At 62.7% G+C, this 18,460-nt stretch carries 24 protein-coding genes; 18 read left to right on the top strand and 6 right to left on the bottom strand.

Going from position 1 to position 18,460, the window contains the following annotated elements; translation table 11 throughout:
* The first annotated feature begins 89 nt into the window (after positions 1-89).
* From SPR01S_RS06425 to SPR01S_RS06435, 3 genes are all read left to right on the top strand, one after another.
* Entirely contained in the window at positions 90-416 is a 327-nt protein-coding gene (locus tag SPR01S_RS06425) for a conjugal transfer protein TraD (protein ID WP_066586698.1), read from the top strand.
* Between the two features lie 16 nt (positions 417-432).
* The gene (locus SPR01S_RS06430) at positions 433-654 is read left to right on the top strand and encodes a conjugal transfer protein TraD (protein WP_066586701.1); all 222 of its coding nucleotides are present in this window, start codon (positions 433-435) and stop codon (positions 652-654) included.
* Positions 655-1,410: 756 nt separating this feature from the next.
* Complete coding sequence (locus tag SPR01S_RS06435) at positions 1,411-1,911, top strand: Ros/MucR family transcriptional regulator (protein WP_066586709.1); 501 nt, start codon at positions 1,411-1,413, stop codon at positions 1,909-1,911.
* A gap of 22 nt (positions 1,912-1,933) precedes the next feature.
* On the opposite strand, the gene SPR01S_RS06440 is transcribed toward SPR01S_RS06435, so the two are convergent.
* The 3 genes from SPR01S_RS06440 to SPR01S_RS06450 form a co-directional block, all read right to left on the bottom strand.
* Positions 1,934-2,848 carry a HEPN domain-containing protein gene (locus SPR01S_RS06440; RefSeq protein ID WP_066586711.1) on the bottom strand — a complete coding sequence of 305 codons (915 nt, stop codon included), beginning with the start codon at positions 2,846-2,848 and terminating at the stop codon, positions 1,934-1,936.
* 77 nt (positions 2,849-2,925) lie between these two features.
* Positions 2,926-3,192, bottom strand: a complete 267-nt coding sequence (locus SPR01S_RS06445) for an RNA polymerase sigma factor (protein WP_066586713.1) — start codon at positions 3,190-3,192, stop codon at positions 2,926-2,928.
* Positions 3,192-4,088, bottom strand: coding sequence for an ArdC family protein (locus tag SPR01S_RS06450; protein WP_066586716.1), 897 nt, complete (start codon positions 4,086-4,088; stop codon positions 3,192-3,194). Before SPR01S_RS06450 ends, SPR01S_RS06445 begins: the two co-directional genes overlap by 1 nt.
* A 515-nt stretch (positions 4,089-4,603) precedes the next feature.
* On the opposite strand from SPR01S_RS06450, the gene SPR01S_RS06455 reads away from it, so the two are divergent.
* Positions 4,604-4,825, top strand: a complete 222-nt coding sequence (locus tag SPR01S_RS06455; protein ID WP_066586719.1) for a helix-turn-helix transcriptional regulator — start codon at positions 4,604-4,606, stop codon at positions 4,823-4,825.
* Complete coding sequence (locus SPR01S_RS06460) at positions 4,822-5,043, top strand: helix-turn-helix transcriptional regulator (protein WP_066586723.1); 222 nt, start codon at positions 4,822-4,824, stop codon at positions 5,041-5,043. Before SPR01S_RS06455 ends, SPR01S_RS06460 begins: the two co-directional genes overlap by 4 nt.
* Positions 5,044-5,281: 238 nt before the next feature.
* Here the strand turns inward: SPR01S_RS06460 and SPR01S_RS06465 are convergent, their stop codons facing one another.
* On the bottom strand, positions 5,282-5,665 hold the full coding sequence (locus SPR01S_RS06465) for a VOC family protein (protein ID WP_066586726.1): 384 nt from the start codon (positions 5,663-5,665) through the stop codon (positions 5,282-5,284).
* Positions 5,666-5,675: 10 nt separating this feature from the next.
* Complete coding sequence (locus SPR01S_RS06470; protein ID WP_218016719.1) at positions 5,676-6,638, bottom strand: hypothetical protein; 963 nt, start codon at positions 6,636-6,638, stop codon at positions 5,676-5,678.
* A 423-nt stretch (positions 6,639-7,061) separates the two neighbouring features.
* Here SPR01S_RS06470 and SPR01S_RS06475 point away from each other — a divergent pair, with 423 nt between their 5' ends.
* From SPR01S_RS06475 to SPR01S_RS06505, 7 genes are all read left to right on the top strand, one after another.
* Positions 7,062-7,811, top strand: a complete 750-nt coding sequence (locus SPR01S_RS06475) for a glucose 1-dehydrogenase (protein ID WP_066586728.1) — start codon at positions 7,062-7,064, stop codon at positions 7,809-7,811.
* 45 nt (positions 7,812-7,856) lie between these two features.
* Positions 7,857-8,282, top strand: coding sequence for a hypothetical protein (locus tag SPR01S_RS06480; RefSeq protein ID WP_066586735.1), 426 nt, complete (start codon positions 7,857-7,859; stop codon positions 8,280-8,282).
* 32 nt (positions 8,283-8,314) lie between these two features.
* Positions 8,315-9,571, top strand: coding sequence for a cytochrome b (locus SPR01S_RS06485; protein WP_066586738.1), 1,257 nt, complete (start codon positions 8,315-8,317; stop codon positions 9,569-9,571).
* A 35-nt stretch (positions 9,572-9,606) separates the two neighbouring features.
* A complete protein-coding gene (locus SPR01S_RS06490) occupies positions 9,607-10,191 on the top strand; it encodes an RrF2 family transcriptional regulator (protein ID WP_245661895.1) in 585 nt (194 codons plus the stop codon).
* Positions 10,188-10,835 carry a response regulator transcription factor gene (locus tag SPR01S_RS06495; RefSeq protein WP_066586749.1) on the top strand — a complete coding sequence of 216 codons (648 nt, stop codon included), beginning with the start codon at positions 10,188-10,190 and terminating at the stop codon, positions 10,833-10,835. Before SPR01S_RS06490 ends, SPR01S_RS06495 begins: the two co-directional genes overlap by 4 nt.
* A gap of 82 nt (positions 10,836-10,917) precedes the next feature.
* A complete protein-coding gene (locus SPR01S_RS06500; RefSeq protein WP_245661896.1) occupies positions 10,918-11,301 on the top strand; it encodes a response regulator transcription factor in 384 nt (127 codons plus the stop codon).
* A complete protein-coding gene (locus tag SPR01S_RS06505) occupies positions 11,298-12,992 on the top strand; it encodes a PAS domain-containing sensor histidine kinase (RefSeq protein ID WP_157081999.1) in 1,695 nt (564 codons plus the stop codon). Before SPR01S_RS06500 ends, SPR01S_RS06505 begins: the two co-directional genes overlap by 4 nt.
* Positions 12,993-13,029: 37 nt before the next feature.
* Here SPR01S_RS06505 and SPR01S_RS06510 read toward each other — a convergent pair whose 3' ends face one another.
* Positions 13,030-13,851 (bottom strand): alpha/beta fold hydrolase, encoded by an 822-nt coding sequence (locus SPR01S_RS06510; RefSeq protein WP_066586753.1) that lies wholly within the window; start codon positions 13,849-13,851, stop codon positions 13,030-13,032.
* 327 nt (positions 13,852-14,178) lie between these two features.
* Here SPR01S_RS06510 and SPR01S_RS06515 point away from each other — a divergent pair, with 327 nt between their 5' ends.
* From SPR01S_RS06515 to SPR01S_RS06540, 6 genes are all read left to right on the top strand, one after another.
* Positions 14,179-14,940, top strand: coding sequence for an SDR family oxidoreductase (locus tag SPR01S_RS06515; protein WP_066586755.1), 762 nt, complete (start codon positions 14,179-14,181; stop codon positions 14,938-14,940).
* A gap of 57 nt (positions 14,941-14,997) precedes the next feature.
* The gene (locus tag SPR01S_RS06520; RefSeq protein ID WP_066586759.1) at positions 14,998-15,414 is read left to right on the top strand and encodes a hypothetical protein; all 417 of its coding nucleotides are present in this window, start codon (positions 14,998-15,000) and stop codon (positions 15,412-15,414) included.
* Positions 15,415-15,478: 64 nt separating this feature from the next.
* A complete protein-coding gene (locus SPR01S_RS06525) occupies positions 15,479-16,201 on the top strand; it encodes a sensor histidine kinase (RefSeq protein ID WP_066586767.1) in 723 nt (240 codons plus the stop codon).
* Positions 16,198-16,827 (top strand): glutathione binding-like protein, encoded by a 630-nt coding sequence (locus SPR01S_RS06530; protein WP_066586770.1) that lies wholly within the window; start codon positions 16,198-16,200, stop codon positions 16,825-16,827. The genes SPR01S_RS06525 and SPR01S_RS06530 overlap by 4 nt, the downstream gene beginning before the upstream one ends.
* Positions 16,824-17,633 (top strand): SDR family oxidoreductase, encoded by an 810-nt coding sequence (locus tag SPR01S_RS06535; RefSeq protein WP_084250998.1) that lies wholly within the window; start codon positions 16,824-16,826, stop codon positions 17,631-17,633. Before SPR01S_RS06530 ends, SPR01S_RS06535 begins: the two co-directional genes overlap by 4 nt.
* Complete coding sequence (locus SPR01S_RS06540) at positions 17,634-18,419, top strand: alpha/beta fold hydrolase (protein ID WP_066586773.1); 786 nt, start codon at positions 17,634-17,636, stop codon at positions 18,417-18,419. It abuts the gene before it with no gap.
* Positions 18,420-18,460: the final 41 nt, after the last annotated feature.

Here is an 18,460-nt window from a genome sequence, read left to right on the forward strand (position 1 = left end):
TACAGAATCCCACGAGATTTCAGAGCATTGTCGCTGATCGACATGCTCGATATCTGGTCTGTCCTCACGTTGCAAATGAGGATCACCCGATGCGCAAACCCCGCGATTTCGACGCCGAGTTGAAGGCGCTCAACGACAAGGCCAGGCAGTTGAGAGAACGCAAGGTCCATCAGCTGGGCGAACTGGTGATCGCGACCGGCGCCGATGAACTCTCGATCGAACAGCTGACCGGACTGTTGCTGGCCGGCAAGGAAAGCAAAGATCCAAACGTGAAGGAGAGCTGGCGCAAACGTGGCGCCGCGTTCTTTCAGCGCGAGCGGGGAGGCACTGGTAACAGCAATCGCGGCGACAATGGCGGCGCCGCGCAAAACGACGGCGGCACGCAATCGACTGCTGGCCAGCCGCGCCAGAACTGACACGCGCGCCTGGGTCATGAAGCGCCGCGAGCGAACGCGACACTTGATCGAGCTTGGCGGCCTCGTCGCCAAGTCAGGGCTCATCGAACTTACCGATGACGATCGCGCCGTGATCTTTGGCTTGCTGTTGGAAAGCGCGGCGATATTGCGCAGCGACCAGCGCGAAAACAGCATTTTGGTTTGGCGTCGGCGCGGGAAGCGCGGGTTTGAAGCTGGACAAGCGACCCCATTGGCCTAGATCGTGACCCCATAAATGATCGTTGTCGCCTCACCGTGCGAACTTCCGATATTGGGTGGAGAACGGAAATTGGCGATTGGGCGATTTTGTTCGAAATTACCGAGCGCCCTCGAAGCCCCCTCGATGAATCCAATTGTCCTCAATATGCGAACGCCACGCTCTAAGCGACAATAGTTGGAGAGCGTCCTGATGCTCTCGCGATTGCACCCACCATCCCTGGCATTCTTCAGACAGCGACCGAAGAAGAATACACTGTCTATCCGACATTTCGCAAAATTGCCCTTGGGCGGATGGACCGCGTTCGCGACGGTCCCAAAGCGCATATTCCAAATTATTCAGCCAACCGGCGCTGTAGAATTGCTCCGATAGCCCACCCATTAAATGTAGGAGGCCGCATGCGGCAGCCGTTTTGACCGATCCCGAAATCTGCATGAATTGAAAACCGGATTGCACTCCCGAGGGCGTCCAGTCGGCAAGAATGTGACTGCTCCCAATATAAGATCGTGGATCATCTTCGGCTATATGGGGGTATTCGAATTGACCACGCATCGCTGGTGTTCCTGATCGGCTTTGGTTGGAAAAGCTCTTGCCGGGTATCCAAAAAAAGGCGTTACGGTCGTCCGCTTTTGGGTCGGGAGCAGACTGGCCGCTTTATAAGTCTACGGGCTAGTCGCGATTTCCGCTACGCTGGCGAAACATCCATTTTGGCGGTAATTCGAACGGTGCAATCAAGAGCGCCGTTCCTTGGGAGAATTTATGAGCGAAGACACTGCCCTCAATCCGGTGGAACTGGCGACCGAATTGACGATCGCCTGGCTATCCAATCCGAACACGCGTGCCACGGCCGACGAAGTGCCCGCGTTCCTTGCCAAGATGCATCAGGCGGTGAACGAACTCGCGACCCCGACGGCATCCGGCGAGCCTGCGGCTGAAGAAACCACTGCTGAATATATTCCAGCCGTCTCCGTCAGGAAGTCGCTCGCGTCAAAGGATCACATCATCTCGATGATCGACGGCAAGCCGTACAAGACTTTGCGGCGTCATCTGTCGACGCACGGCCTGACGCCCGACGAATATCGCGCCCGCTACAACCTCAAGGCCGACTATCCGATGGTCGCACCGACCTATTCTGAGCAACGTCGCGCGATGGCGCACAAGATCGGTCTCGGAGCAAAGGGCCGGGCCGCACGCGCCAGCACACCTGTTGCCGCGTCCGCACCCGCCAAGCGCGCGCCGCGCAAGTCGAAGACGGCCTGAACATCAGCGAGCGTCGCGCGGCCTAGCCGTGCGACGCGAGCCGCTTTTCGCACGCCTCTTTCACGAGCTTTTGCAAAAGCTCGATCCGCTCGGCGAGCCATTCCAGCTCTTCCGGCGTGATCTTGTAATGCGGCGAGTAGCGGGCATTCACATAGGCCTGCTGCAGCAGTTCGAAACAGCGCCGACCAAACTTGGTGTCGCGCGGCCAGACCTGGATCAGGTCGAGCACCAGCGGCTCGGCCTGGCTGCGCAGGAAGTTCAGCTTGTGCGACTTCGGGCTGTAGAGGGTCAGGGTCAGCAGGACACAGTGGTATAGCTGCTCCGTCGCTTGATGCAGCTCAAACACAGCCTTGTTCCGCCAGTACTCGTCGTCTCCCTCTGCCCGCTGAAGGTGGAACGTGGAGAGTGAACGCTGAGCGATGTTGAACCAACGGTCGAAATACTTCTGCGCCTCGGCTCGGGCTGACCGAACTGGCAACGGTCGAGGCGTTGCAAGCGGGAATCCTTCCGCTTCATAGAGCGCGATACCTTGCTCGATGGCGTCGATGAAAAACGGTCGTCCATGACTCAGATGCTCGTTCACTTCGGTGAGGCTATGCACGATGAACGTGACCGGCGCGCTGATGCGCTTGGAGATCGTAACCTCACGCAAGAAATGGTCGTCGGCCTTGGCCCAATATTCGACCGGATCGGTCAGGCGCTTATCGTTGACCACGACGAGGATGTCATAGTCGGAATAATAGCCGCCGACCGGGTCTTCGACCCAATCGCCTCGCGCATAGGAGCCGTAGAGGATGACCTTGAGGATGCGGCCCTCTTTCTTCCATTTCTGGGTGGCAAGCGCCGTCGCCTCTTCGAATTCGGCGAACAGAATCTGCACGATACGTTCGAGGTCGCGCCGCTTCCGGTCGGGCAGATGATCGAGGTCGGTTCGCATTGCAGGTCATCCTAACGGCACGATCGCGCTACGGACAGCCTCGCCGGCAACGCAGTGAGACTGCCCGTATCCCATCGTCACTTCCGCTCCGTCAGCCATTTGAACAGCCGCTCCCAGATCGGCTCTCGCGTCGGGCAGTCGAGTGCATTGGCAATGCGGACCAGGCTGTCGGCAAAGTGTCGTTCCACCTCCTCGACGGTAAGCCCGGTCCGCTCGGCAATCTCCGGATAGTCCAGGTCCTCCAGCCGGATCGCGAGGAAGACTTCGCGCTGGAGCCTTGGCAGCCGCCGCACCGCACGTTCCAGCCGCGCGAGGTTCTCGGCTTCGCTCAGTTCCTGGCGCATCACACCGCCTCCGGTGCAAAGGCGAGGAGATAATCCGCGGCCTTGCCGGCAGCGCTCGCCGCCCGGAAGATCGCCTTCTCATCCCCGCGCAACACCGCCAGCCAGTTGCCGATATAATCGGCATGGCGCACAGCCGGCTGGATCGACAGCGACGCACACGCGAAGGCACTGGCCATTTCCGCGACCAGTTCCTCGCGCGCATAGTCCACGCTGCCGAACGCGCCCTTCTGATTGCGATCAAGACGGCTAGAATGGCCGGTCCAATGGCCAAGCTCATGCAAGGCCGTGCGATACCAGTTGATCCGCTCGGCGAACGCGGCCGCCGGCGGCACCGCGACAAAGTCAGCACCGGGTGAATAATAGGCCTCCCCTCCCCCGATCCGAAAGTCCGCTCCGCTTGTCCGGATCAACGCCTGCACGCTCGGGATCATATCGGCGTCCGCCGGGAGGTCGGGCGCGCTGGTCAAAGCTTTGGATAGTCCCTCGCACTGGTCGACATTGAAGACCGTAAACCGCTTGAGAAACGCAATCTGCCGCGCGTCGCGATCCTCGTCTGCCGCCCGCGCCTCCTCGCCCTTCGGCGTGAAGCGATCGGCATAACAGACGACAGTCCCCCGCTCGCCACGCCGGACATTGCCGCCCAGGGCTTGCGCCTGCCGGTAGGTCAGCCAGCGCTGCGACGAATATCCGCCCTGGATCACCGCCGCCCATAGGATCAGCACGTTGATCCCCGAATAGCGCCGCCCGGTTCCGGCATTATGCGGCATGGTGCAGCCACACGCCGCGCTGTCCCAAGGCTGTACCCAGGGCAGCCTTCCTGCTTCCAACTCCGCGATTACCCGCGATGTCACCTCGGCATAAAGGCTCTGCCGGTTGGTCTCAGTTCCGTTGTCCATCTTCCTTACTCCCAAACCACCGCAACCGGCGCCGGAATGGCGGGGTGGGCGGCAGGAGCGGACCGGCAGTCCCGCCGATCAAGGCGGGCCGCATCCGAAGGACCGGAACGAAGAGGAGGACTCCGGCGCAGCCGGAGTTGCGGCACGCCGCGGCGGGACTACAGAGCAGCGACGCCCACCCCGCCAGTTCGCGTGCCGGAGGCACGACGCCATCGCGCCCGCGCGATGTCCGCTGGCCGGAGCTCCGCTCCGGCACACGTCATGTGATCGTCATCCGCATGGACCGAGACGCCGGAACGGCGACTCGGCGACGCGCAAGCGACGTAGAGCGCGGTCATGCCGAAGGCGTGAGACGCCCTGGGATTCTCGCCTCAAAAGTCGCGCTTACGCCAGAGCATCTTTTTGGGCGCTGTGGGGCGCTATGTGGTGCAACTCGGCCCCACTCCTCTTGCGTGTGCTACCATAATCTCAATCCTGTTCGCGGGGCGCCAAAGCAACGCACACAGGATCGTACCATGACCGACAACCCCGACCGCATCCTCAGGCTCAACGCCGTCCTCGATCGCACCGGGCTCAGCCGCTCGACACTTTATCGCAAGGTCGACCAGGGTACCTTTCCAGCACAGGTACAGATTGCTGCGCGCTGCGTCGGGTGGCGGGAAGCCGATGTCATCGACTGGATGCGCAATCCAATGTTCTATTCCGCCGAGAACCCAGTCCATCGGGCGATACGATGAATGACACTGGCACAGCGTCGGATCGGTTCATCAAGCTGGATGAGGTGAAACGCCGCGTCGGCCTTGGCAAGTCGATGATCTACAAACTGATTTCTGAAGGGAAATTCCCCGCACCTTACAAGCTCTCGCCCTTCGCCTCCCGTTGGAGCGATCGGGAGATCACCGCTTGGATTGAGGAGGTGAAGGACGGGTTCGAGGGAAAGAAACGGAAGCTCTGACCGCCCAGTTCGAAGGACATGCCCTCCGTCGCTTTCGAGGGGCAAGTGTCTTCCAGGCAGCCGGTTTTTCTCTTCAACACCCTAAGCGTGCCTCGAATAGGGCCTCGAGATTAGCGTCGTCCGCTTCCGACCCAAAAAGTCGCAATCGTGGATTTCAGCATTTCACCACGAGTTGATTGCCATCGCACCGCCGACGAGCGTCACGTTGAACATCGTGCCGGACCTATTCCGCCAGACCCTAGTTGGCGTGACCGCTGGTAACGTGCAGGATGTTGCCGTCCGGATCCCTGAACCAGATCACCCTGAGCGCGCCCCTGACATGGACGCCCTCCACCACCTTGTCGAAACCGTCGGGATATTCGTCGAGCGTCACTCCCTTGGCGCACAAGGTGACGGCGATCGCCTCGACCTCATCGCCGACTGCCCACACCACGGCATTTGCACGATTGGAGCCGGCAAAATCGCTACGATAGATATTTAGCTTTGTCTCGCCGGTTCCGAAGACGAACCCGTTGCCGTGATCGTCGATCAACGGCAGGCCGAGTATGTTGCCATAGAAGGCCTTGGCCCGAGCGAGATCGGCGCACGGCACAATCGCCGACGAAGCGTGGTTTTTGAGCATGCCAGACCCGTCAGCCGATTGCCGCGGGATCGCTGGCCGGAAAGCTTTCTTCGAGCGCCTCGTCGAGTTTTTCCTGCAGGCGCAGCCCGTCTCCGGTCGGCCGCCCGGCCAGCCATAGCGCCACGTTGCGCACATAGGTCCGGATCGAAGCCTGCGCCTCCGGCGAGTGGGCAAGCCCGTCGCCCGGCAGCTCGCTGACGAAGCTTGGGCAACCCTTGTTCGGGTCCCAATTGTAATCGGCGAAATGGTGGAAGGTGGACTGGGCAATCGCGGGCCCGCCGTTCCGCCTCGGCTCAAAGGCCACCGCGAGGTTGAACGATCTGCCGCTCACCTTGCTCACGCCGGTGGCGATCACGCGCGCGGTCGGGTCTCCGGCGGGAGCATCGACCGCTCCTTCATGCGGATGTGAGGGGAAATAGCGGATCAGCCCGTTCGGTGCCTCCGGATCCCGGAGCACCGGATGCGGCGGATCGACCACGCTGACCTGTTGGAAGTCGCCATTCGCGCCAGAATGGTAATTGGGCCAGAGGATGTAGCCGGTCTCACGGTCATCGATCACGCGCCGGGTGGGATCGGGATCGAGATGCGCGCTATGGAAAAAATGCGCCGCACCGACGCCATCCAGCGTGCAGACCGAACTGCCCAAGTCCATATGGTCGCGCGTCACCAGCAGGCCGCGCCCGCTCTCGCGGAACCGGCCGATCGCAGCGCAATCTCCGGGATCGAGCCCGTCTCCGCCATCGACGGCGAACAGCCATAGCTCGTCGAAATCCGAATGATCGATCGTCGAAAGGATCGGATCAGGGCTGCCGGGCGTGGTGCGATCCCTGGCCGTCACCTCACAGAGCGGTGCCCCGTCTTCATCGGTCAATCCGGCGAGATAATCGCTCACCATCGAGAAGCGGCTTATGTTCCAGTCGTCCTCGGTTCCCGGGATCGTCGTCTGGAGCAGGATACGGATCGGGGACGCCATTAATTCCTCCTGGGCATTGGATGGCCGGACAGGTTGGACGCTCGATTGCCATCTTGGTGGCCGCAGGGCGAAACCGGAAAGGCTCCTGCGTTCATCACTCGGTTACGCCTGACCAACGCGGCTCACAAGCTGCTCCGCTATTTCGACCGGAGCTTCGGTCCAGCTTGTGGCACGGTCGCGCGGCGGGCGCATCTGGACAGGGGGATGTCCAATCAAGACCTTGGAAGGTGCAGGGCTCACCCTTGGGACAGGTGATGGGCGTGGGTTCCGCCCCTTCTGGATGACGCATTTCAATCGGGGCGCGTGGTGCTTTGGAAGATGAGCAACTGACCCTTTATCAGGGAAAGGCTCGACCAGCGCATAGGTTTTGGAAGCGGCGGCGGCCGTTATCTTTCCGGGGCACAACCCGAAAGGCCTCGCTGCATGTCACTACTTACCGGCAAGACGGCACTGATCACCGGCGGAAGCAGCGGTATCGGGTTCGTCACGGCAAAGCGCTTCGCCGCCGAAGGCGCCCAGGTCGCGATCACCGGCCGTCGTGGCGACCTGGTGGAAAAAGCCACCGCTGAAATCGGATGGGGATCATTGGGCCTGGTCGGTGACGTCGCGGATCCAGCACATCACGACCGGGTCGCGGAAGAGATCGCCGTGCATTTCGGCGCGCTCGACATCTACATGGCCAATGCCGGGATCATCACCATTCGCCACTCCGCGGAGGTCGCGGAAGCGGAATATGACGCGCAGTTCGCGGTGAACGCGCGCGGCACGTTTTTCGGCGTGCAGAAGATGCTGCCGATCATGCGCCAGGGCGGGGCGATCATCCTGACCGGGTCGCTGGCCAGCGAGAAGGTGCTGGATGGCCATGCCGTCTATGCCGGCTCGAAGGCGGCGATCGGCGCCTTCGCGCGAACCTGGGCGATCGAACTCAAGGCGCGAGGCATTCGCGTCAATGTGCTGAGCCCCGGGCCGACCGATACCGACATCGTCAACAAGCTCGGCGTATCGCCTGATCAGCTCGAGGCGTTCGAGGCTGGCATGGCCGCGGCAATCCCGCTCGGCCGGTTCGGTCAGCCCGAAGAAGTGGCGGAAGCCGCTTTGTTCCTCGCCTCGGATGCCAGCAGCTTCATCACCGGCGTCAACCTTCGCGTCGATGGCGGCATGGCGTTGCTGTGATGTGCCGGTCGCCTGTTCAATCGTTCGTTACGGAGTGACTTCCCTATGACCACGCCCATCGTCGATCCCGCGATCGAAAGTTTCATCGCCGACGTCGTCAATATCGGCAGTGCCTACGACCTCGACGGGATGGAGCGTCTGTATACGGCCGACCAGACGTTTCTGATCCTGACCGGCGAGGGTGAGGTCACGCGGTTTACGCGCGCCGAGGCGTTCGCCGAGTTCCGGGCACGCCGCGACGCCGGCGAGCCGCCGCTCTCCACCGAATACCGCATTCTGTTTGTCGAGCAGCAGGGGGAGGACGCGGTTGCATTGCTCTATCGGCGGATGAGCCCAGAGGCGCCGCCGGTGATGTACGAGCTCCGCCTGCGGAATCAGTCCAGCAACTGGATGGTCCGCGGCGAGACAGTGACTCCGTGGCCTGGTGCTGCGGCAGGTTCCTTCCTGCCGCCCCGCAAGATGGCGGCCTGATCGATGCGCCCCCGCGATGATTGTTGGCGCCGATGAGCTTTCCCTGGGCCAGGCAGTATCAGCCGAACCATCCGCTGATGCGCTGGATCGACGACAAGCTGCCGCTGCCGCGTTTCGTCTACAATGCGACCGGCGTCGGGTATCCGGTGCCGCGCAACCTCAACTATTTCTGGAATTTCGGGGTTTTGAACGGCGCGGCTCTGCTCATCCAGATCGTCACCGGAGTCGTTCTCGCGATGCATTATGCGGCGAACACCGATGTCGCCTTCGATCACGTCATTCATGTCATGCGCGACGTCAATAGCGGGTGGATCATTCGCTACGCGCACATGAACGGCGCCTCGCTGTTCTTCATATCGGTCTATGTTCACATGTTCCGCGGCGTTTATTTCGGCTCGTACAAAGCGCCGCGCGAGTTGGTGTGGCTGATCGGACTGGTCATCCTGCTGCTGCTGATGGCCACCGCCTTCATGGGCTACGTTCTACCTTGGGGGCAGATGAGTTTCTGGGGCGCGCAGGTCATCACCGGGCTGTTCGGTGCGATCCCGGTGATCGGCAAGCCGATCCAGACCTGGTTGCTGGGCGGTTACACACCTGACAACCCGACCCTGAATCGCTTCTTCGCGCTCCACTATTTGCTGCCGTTCGTGATAGCCGGCGTGGCGATCCTGCACGTCTGGACGATCCATATTCCGGGATCGAACAATCCCACCGGCGTCGACGTCAAGGGGCCGCAGGATACGGTACCCTTCCATCCCTATTACACCGCGAAGGACGGGTTCAGCCTGGCCGTCGCGATGACGTTGTTCGCGGCGTTGATCTTCTTCTGGCCCGACGCGCTCGGGCATCCCGACAATTATACGCCCGCCAACCCGCTCCAGACGCCGGCGCATATCGTGCCCGAATGGTATTTCTGGCCCTTCTACGCCATCCTGCGGTCGTTCACCGTCGACTTTATCCTGCCGGCCAAATTGTGGGGCGTGCTGGCGATGTTCGCCTCGATCGTCCTGCTCTTCTTCCTGCCATGGCTCGATCCTTCTCCGGTGCGATCGGGGCACTATCGTCCGCTCTTCCGCAAGTTCTTCTGGTTCGGTCTGGTACCGTGCGTGCTGGTGCTCGGCTATTGCGGCGGCGCGCCGGCCGAGCCGCTCTACCTGATCCTCTCGCAGGTCGCGGCCGCCTACTATTTCGCGCATTTCCTGATCATCCTGCCGTTGATCGCGCGGTTCGAGAAACCCCGGCCCGTGCCGACCTCGATCACTGCGGCCGTGTTGTCCGTCGATGGCTAGTGGCGCTTCACAGCCCGGCCTGCTGGCGTTTCGAATTGCGCGCCATAACGCGGACTGATATTGTCCGTGTTATGGCGCATATAACGGTCAGTGTTGAATACGGCCTTCACTGCCTTTTGTGGCTGGCCGAATCCGACGGCAAACCGCTCAGCAGTCGTGACCTTGCCGACCTTCAAGGGATCTCCCACAGCTTCCTGGCGAAGATCTTCCCTAAGCTCGAAAAGGCGGGGATCGTCCACGCGACCGGCGGCGTGCGCGGCGGATATCTTCTTGCCCGTGCGCCCGAGGACATCAGCGTCCTGCAGATCGTCGACGCGATCGAAGGCCGCAAGCCGCTGTTCGATTGCCAGGAGATTCGAGGCCGCTGCGCTATTTTCGGAGATCCGCCGCCAGATTGGGCGACCGGGGGAGTTTGCTCGATACATCTCGTCATGCTGCGCGCCGAAAAGGCGATGCGCGATGCGCTGGCGAGTCAATCGCTGGCCGATATCGGGCAAATGGTCGCCAACAAGGCGCCGCCCCATTTTTCATCCGACGTCGAGGGCTGGATCACCGCCCGACTGGGCGGGCGCCTTGGAAAGTCGTCAACGTCGTCGCCCGGCGAGGAGGTTTGTTCGTGAACAATGCGAACATCGAAGAGGAACGACCGCTTGTCGTGATCGTCGACGACGATGAAGCTGTCCGCACCTCGCTCGAGGAATTGATGCTGTCCGTCGGTATCGAGGCCGCCGGCTTCGGCTCAACGCGCGAGCTGCTCGAGGCCGATTTGCCCGAGCGTCCTGGCTGCCTCGTCCTCGACGTCCGTATGCCCGGGTCGAGCGGGCTGGATCTGCAGCAACATTTCGCCGCGACCGGCAACCCCAAACCGATCATCTTCCTGACCGGACATGGCGATATTCCGATGACCGTGCAGGCCATGAAAGCCGGCGCGGTCGACTTCCTGACCAAGCCGTTCCGCGATCAGTCGCTACTCGATGCCGTTGCCACGGGGATCGAACGCGATGTGGCGCAGCGAGCCGATGCGCGGCTGGTGAAGGAATATGCCGACCGTCACGCCACGCTCACGCCGCGCGAGCGGCAGGTCTTCCATCTCGTTGCGCAGGGCCGGCTCAACAAGCAGGTCGCGTTCGACCTCGGCATCACGGAGGTGACGGTCAAATTGCACCGCAGCAGCGTCATGAAGAAGATGGAAGTTTCGACGATCGGGGAACTCATTCGCGTCTGGAATACGCTGCCGGCGGCTCTCCGCGAACAAGCGACCTAGACCATGGTATGGTTACAATCCGGTCTTCACTCGGCGACATGCGGGGGCGGCCAATCCGGCCGTGTCAGTAAGGCCCGTTCGCTTGTTCCAGCCGCCGGTGATCGCAATCGTGGACGACGACCGCGCGGTACGCGAGGCGCTCTTCGATCTGCTGCAGGTGGAAGGGCTGGTTGCGCGGATGTTCGCGAACGGAGCCGCCTTCCTGGCGGATGCGCATTGTCTCGAGTTCGGTTGCGTCGTCACCGACGTCAGGATGCCTGAAATGGACGGCCTTGAACTCCAGCGGCGACTGCGCGGCTTGGGTTCGGCCATCCCCGTGATCTTCATCACGTCCTCGGTTCATGAAGGTACCCGTGAGCGAGCGCTGTCGGACGGCGCGATTGCCTGGTTTACCAAACCGATCGCCGACGCTGAATTACTGGTTGAATTGCGGGCCGCGCTGGAGTGTCGGAAGGCCGGGAGATGAGCGCCGTTCAGGTTCCGCTGACAGAGGCCGATCAAGCGAACGACAAGGGGCTGGAACGATTGGTGCCGCCCCGGAACTGCGCGACACTGGCCGCCGAAATGACTGCCTGGTGGGCGCTCGACATATCGGCCGCGCGTTCCACCATTGCCGCGATCGTTCGCGGCGATGGCCCGGCGCATTGGGTCGAGGCGCTGCTGGCGGGCGTCACCATCGCCGATGTCGACGAGAACAATGTCCATTTCCTCGGTCGCGCCGGCGGGCGGGCGCGAATGATCGGGCAACCGTTCACCGCTTATTGTCCGCCGGAGAGCTGGCAAACCGGCGCTGAATTCATCCTGGTGGCTGTCGCGAACCATCCTCCGGGGGCACCCCGCTCTCGCCCCTTCACGTCGATTACTTTCCGCGACGGCTGGGCCGAGGTCTCCACGAACAAGGCGCACCCCGACATCGTCTACATCGCGGTTGGCGGCACCGTGGCCGATGACCGTTCCTTCTGGTCCGTTCGCGCCAGTGAGGATCGGTATCGCACCCTGATCCATCATCTTCCCGGCGCGCTGCTACAGGTCGATTCCCGGCCAATGATCGCGATATTCGACAAGCTCCGGCAAGACGGCGTTACGGATATCGCTGCCTATCTCGACGCCCGTCCGGATCTTGTCGAGCATTCGCGAGCCAGCGTTCAGGTCACCGATGCCAATGGCGCCGCGTTGAAATTGTTCGGCGTCAATCGCGTTGAAGATCTGATCGGCCCGGTCAATTTCCTGTTCGCCGCCTCGGTCGACACGGCAAGACGAGTGATCGCCGCGCATTTCGCCGGGCAGCGGACTCACGCCGAGATCACCAAGATATACACGCTCGATGGGCGCACTCGCGATGTCGAGATGGCGGTAACCTATCCCACGCCGCCGGAACGGGTGGACGTAACCCTTATCAGCCTTATCGACATCACCGATCGGCTCCGGACCGAGGCGCAATTGCGCCAGTTGCAGGCGGACTATAGCCGCGCGACGCGGATCTCGATGCTCGGCGAACTTGCCACGTCGATAGCTCATGAAGTCAATCAACCGCTCTCCGCGATCGTGACCAATGCCGAGACCAGCCTGCGCTGGTTGTCGCGCGCCGAGCCCAATCTCCCCAAGGTACACCAACTCACGACACGGATCGTCGATAGCGCGCGGCACGCCAGCGACATCGTCCAGCGTATCCGCAGCATGGCGGCGCGTCGCCCGCCGGAGCGGGTCGAGCTAGACCTCAATGAAGTCGTCGAGGAAGCGCTGCAATTCGTTCGCCACGAACTTGAATCGCGGTCGATCAAGCTTTCGGTCAAGTCCGGCCGCCGGCTGCCATTGGTGTTGGCGGACCGCGTTCAATTGCAGCAGGTGATCGTCAATCTGCTTCTGAACGGCGTTCAGGCCCAGAGCGGGCAAGAGGGCCTGATCGACATCGGCACGCTGGCGGCACTCGACGGAACCGTCCAACTCACCATTCATGACGGCGGACCTGGCATCGCGAACGAGAATCTCGGCCGCGTTTTCGGCAGCTTCTTCAGCACCAAGGAAGAAGGGATCGGCATCGGTTTGGCGATCTGCCAGTCGATCATCACCGCGCATGGCGGCACCATCGTTGCCGGGAACCATCCGAAAGGAGGCGCGATCTTCCGCTTCGCGCTGCCGGCCGCCGGGAAGAAGTGATGCCCGGCACCTGGCGTGGGTGCCGGGCGACACGGTTTCAGCTCTTTAGAAAAGCAAGCAGGTCGGCATTGAACCGGTCGGGGTGGGTGGCGGTCAGGCCGTGCGGGAGCCCAGGATAATAGATCGTTTGTGCGCCCTGAATCAGCTTGACCGCCTTGTGCGCGGAATCGTGGATCGGCACGATCTGATCGTCTTCGCCATGGACGATGAGCGTCGGCACGTCGAACTTCTTGAGGTCCTCGGTGAAGTCGGTTTCCGAAAAGGCCTTGATACAATCATGGGCATTCTTGAGACCGGCCTGCATGCAGAGCAGCCAGAATTCATCGAGCAGGCTTTGTGACACCTGCGCGCCCGGCCGGTTCGCGCTGTAAAACGGGATCGCGAAGTCCTTGTAGAATTGCGAGCGGTTGGCGAGGATGTCGCGGCGCAGCCCGTCGAATATGTCGATCGGCAGTCCTTCGGGATTCGCATCGCTCTTGACCATCACGGGCGGGACTGCGCCGAGGAGCACGGCCTTCGCGACCCGGTGGGTACCGTGGCGCCCGATGTAGCGCGCGACCTCGCCGCCGCCCGTCGAATGCCCGACCATCGTAATGTCGCGCAGGTCGAGCCTCTCGATTAGCTCGGCGAGATCGTCGGCATAGCCGTCCATGTCGTTGCGCGTCGCCGTCTGCGCCGACTTGCCATGCCCGCGACGGTCGTGCGCGACGACGCGGAAACCTTTCTCCACGAGAAAGTGCATCTGGATACCCCAGGCGTCGGAATTCAGCGGCCAACCGTGCGAAAAGGTCACGACCGGGCCGGTGCCCCAGTCCTTGTAGTAAATCTCATGGCCGTCCTTGGTGGTGATTATGGGCACGCGGGCCTCCTTTGATGAATGCCCGGCGACCCGTCGTAGATCACCCTCGGGCAGTGTGTCGTTAGGACGGCGCGCCGGAGCCAAGGATCATACCATCCGATATCCCTGCCTGTTCCGGGGAAGAGGCTGCGGGGTTCCCCAGGGCGGGAAACCAGCGCAAGCAGACGGCTGACCTCGCTCAGGCTATCGCCGAGCGCGCCGGACCTGCCCGAAAGGAGAGGGTCTCCAGACCAAAAGCGTGCCCCACGCATCCGTCCGCACGATGGCCGGATGGCCACGTTTCGGCGATTCTCGTTTCGTTGCTGACCATAACGAGAAGGGAAGACCATGAAGATCGTCGTCATTGGCGGAACCGGGCTGATCGGCTCGAAAGTCGTCGATTTGCTCAAGCAGCAGAATCATGACGCCATCGCCGCGGCCCCGAGCACCGGCGTCGACACGATCACCGGCGAAGGTCTCGCCGACGTCATGGTCGGCACCGATATCGTGGTGGACGTTTCCAACTCGCCTTCGTTCGAGGAGAAAGCCGCGACCGATTTCTTCTGGACCGCGGGCAAAAACATTACCGCCGCCGAAGTGGCGGCAGGCGTCCGGCACCATATCGCCCTGTCGGTGGTCGGCACCGACCGCTTGCAGGATAGCGGCTATTTCCGTGCCAAGCTGCTGCAGGAACGGCATATCAAGAGCGCGCCGATTCCCTATACCCTGGTACACGCAACCCAGTTCTTCGAGTTCCTCCGCGCCATTGCGCAATTCTCTGTAATCGACGGGGCGGTGCGGTTGCCGCCGGTTCAGTTCCAGCCGATGGCGGCGCAGGACGTCGCGCGTGCGATCGTCGACGTGGCGCTCGCCGCGCCGCTGCAGGGGACGATCGAGGTGGCCGGTCCCGAGATCTTCACGCTCGACGAGCCGGTCCGGCGCGTTCTCGCGCTCGATGGCGATCCGCGAGCGGTGATCGCCGATCCGGCGGCGCCCTATTTCGGAATCGCGGTAAGCGATCGGTCGCTGGCGCCCGATGCCGGCGCCCGACTGGGGACAACCAGCCTCGACTGGTGGCTCGCGAACGCCTCAACCCCGCCGGCGCGATAGCCGCTTTCCCGTCGCCGGGCAGGGCTGTCCGGCTGCTACTCCACGAGGAGACCAATAATGTTTCGGCAATTGTGTTTGGGTGGAGCCATCACGCTCGGCATCGGGGCGCTGGCAAACGGGACCTTCATGCTCGTTTCGCCGCTAGACTGGTATTTCGCCGTGCCCGGCGTCACCACGACCGGCCCGTTCAACCAGCATTTCCTGCGCGATATCGGGCTGGTCTTCCTGTTTGTTGGCGCTGCCTTCCTGATCGGCACGGCGCGTCCCGGCTGGCGAGTCCCGTTATGGTCGGCGGCGTCGCTCTGGCTGTGTGGCCACGCGCTGTTCCACTTCTGGGAAGTCGCGGTCGGCATTTGCGGTCCCTCGGCGCTGGTCCGCGATTTCGCCGCGGTGACGCTCCCCGCCCTCATCAGCGCGCTGCTCGCTCTCTGGGCGATTTTCCCGACGGTGAAATCGGCGGCGGCAACAGCTTGACCGTCGAGGCTGCGGGGCCGCGGCCCCTAGGGCACCGCAGCCGCATTTTCTGGAAGGACCGACCGTGAAACCGCTTCCTACGCCAGCGCCTTTCGATCCCGGATACGACCGCTCGAGCGACGAACCCGCTTCGCTCGCCACGGCCGGTATCGTCCACGATCTCGGAAATCTGATCCAGATCGCATCGGCCGCGATTAACATCGTCGAACGGTCGCCGGACATGCCGGCGAGCCATACCGGACCGATGCTCCAGCGTGCGCGAGCCTGCCTAGATCATGCGGGAACGATCGTCCGCCAGAATGTCCGCCACCTGCGCGACCGGGCACTTGCTGGCTTGCAATGCGATGCCGCGGCATGCCTCGCCGATATCGCGACCCTGATCGGGGCGATGGATGAGACCGGTCTGATCCTCGACCTTGACGTCGCGCCCGACCTGCCGACTCTGCGCTGCGATCCGGTCGGGCTGCGCCGCGCCCTGTTGAATCTCGCGCTCAATGCCCGCGATGCGATGGGCGGCAACGGAATCGTGGGGATAGAGGCACGCGCACTGGCCCATGGCGAGGTCGAGCTCCGCGTTCTCGATGACGGCGCCGGCATGTCGCGCGAGACGCTCGCGCGCGTTTTCGATCCCTTTTTCACGACCAAGACCGACGGGCTGGGCGGGATCGGCCTGCCGATGGTCGAACGTTTCGTCCGCGATGCCGGCGGGACAATCGCAATCGAGAGCGAACCCGGCATAGGGACCACTGTCACCCTGCGCCTGCAGGCGATGGAGGCGGGTCGATGAAGCTCTATTTTTCACCTGGCGCCTGCAGCCTCGCGAGCCGCATTTCGCTGCACGAAGCCGGGCTCGCTGCGGAGTTCGAACGGGTCGACCCGAAGACGAAGATCACCGAGCGCGGCTATGACTATCTGTCCATCAATCCGATGGGCTTTGTCCCGCTGCTTGCGCTCGACGATGGGAGCACCATTTCCGAGAACGTCGCCGTCCTCGACTTCATTGTCGATCGTGAGCCTGCGCTGGGTCCGGGGGGACAACTGGGGCGCTCCCAACTGCTCGAAATCCTCTCATGGTTGTCGAGCGAATTGCACGTAGCGTTTCGGCCCATGTGGGCCCCGCTCGAAGAGCCGGGCAAGGCTGCGGCAAAGGAAACCGTCGCAAAGCTCCTGGACATCGTCTCGGCGCGGATAAACGAGCTGTATCTATTCGGCCCGCGTTTCACCGTCGCTGATGCGTTTTTGTTCGCCATGCTGCGCTGGGCGAACGCGTTCGGCGTGCGCGTCTCGCCCGAGATGCATGCCTATTTCGAACGCGTCGCCGAACGGCCGACGGTACAACGCGCATTGGCCGAGGAGGGCTTGCCAGATCCGCGCCTTCGCATCGACACCTCATCCTTCGAGGCGTTGGCATGACGAAGATGGTCGTTGTCGGCGCCCGGGGTCGGATCGGCCGGAAGCTGACCGCAACGCTGCGGCAACGAGGCCATGAAGTCGTCGAGGTGTCCCGCAGCCTGGGCGTCGATACCGTGTCGGGGGTTGGGCTGACCGGCGCGCTGAACGGAGCGGAGGTCGTCGTCGACGTCTCGAACTCGCCGTCGCTCGACGGTGCAGACGCGCAAAGATTTTTCGAAGCGTCGGCCCGCAATCTGCTCGCTGCCGGCCGAGCCGCAGGCGTACGGCATCACGTCGCGCTGTCGATCGTCGGCGTCGACCGCCTGACGAGCGGCTATTTTCGCGCGAAGCAGGAGCAGGAAGCGCTGATCAGGGGATCGGCCGCCGGGTTCACGATCCTGCGCTCGACCCAATTCTTTGAATTCATCCGCGACGTGGTGCAGGAAGGCTCCGACCGGGAGATCGCGATCGCTCCCGCTCTGGTGCAGCCGGTTTCCGCCCAGGACGTGGCCGGGATGCTGGCGGAGATCGTCGCCGCCGGACCGCATAACACTATCCCGGAGATCGCCGGCGCCGAGCGACTGCGCCTGAACGAAGTCGCGGCGGAAATCGCCACCGCCTACGAAGACGGTCGTCGCGTCATCGCCGACGTCCATGCTCCATATTTCGGCGCCGAACTCGGCGAGCGCTCGTTGCTGCCGGGGTCAGCCGCCAGGATCGCCCCGCATGGGTTCGACGACTGGCTGCGAGAGAGCCTGCAGCCCGATTGGACGACAACCCGGCGGGCCGATGCCCCCAATTTCACGACCCCTTATCCGGAGGTATAAATGCGTATCCCCCTTATCGGCGCGCTCCTGCTTGCCGCCATATCGCAGGTCGGTACCGCCGCTGCCGGCGACAAGCCCGCGCCAGCAAAGCCGACTATTGTTTTGGTCCACGGTGCGTTCGCCGAATCCTCAAGCTGGGATCCGGTCGTCGCGAGGCTCAACAAGGACGGTTATCGCGTCATTGCCGCGGCCAATCCGTTGCGCGGCGTGACGAACGACGCGGCCGCGGTCGCGCGGATCGTGAAGTCGATCGGCGGGCCGGTCGTTCTGGTGGGCCATTCCTATGGCGGCCCCGTGATCACCGAAGCAGCGGCTGGCAACGCCAATGTGATCGCGTTGGTCTATGTATCGGCCTTCGCGCCGGATGTCGGCGAGAGCAGCCAAGCGCTGTCGGCGAAATTTCCGGGGAGCACGCTCGGCGCCAACCTGATCACGGTCGCGTTGCCTGACGGCGACGAGGATCTCTACATCCGAGCCGACAAGTTCCGTGACCAGTTCGCCGCCGACGTGCCGGCCGCGAAAGCTGCCCTGATGGCGGCCAGCCAGCGGCCGATCACACTCTCGGCGCTAGGCGCGCCATCGCGCACCGCCAGCTGGAAGACACTGCCGTCCTACATGATCTACGGCACCGCCGACCGGAACATCCCGGCCGCGGTGATGAAGTTCATGGCCGAGCGCGCGGGCGCCCGCGACACGGTGGCGATCACCGGCGCGTCGCACGCGCTGATGATTTCGCATTCCAGCGAAGTCGCCGCGATGATCGAGGAAGCCGCCGGCGCGAAATAGGTTCGCCAAATCACGGACGATCCGGTCCCTAACGAGGAAAA

The organism is Sphingomonas pruni NBRC 15498, assembly GCF_001598455.1.
In the GTDB taxonomy this organism is placed as follows: Bacteria; Pseudomonadota; Alphaproteobacteria; order Sphingomonadales; family Sphingomonadaceae; genus Sphingomonas; species Sphingomonas pruni.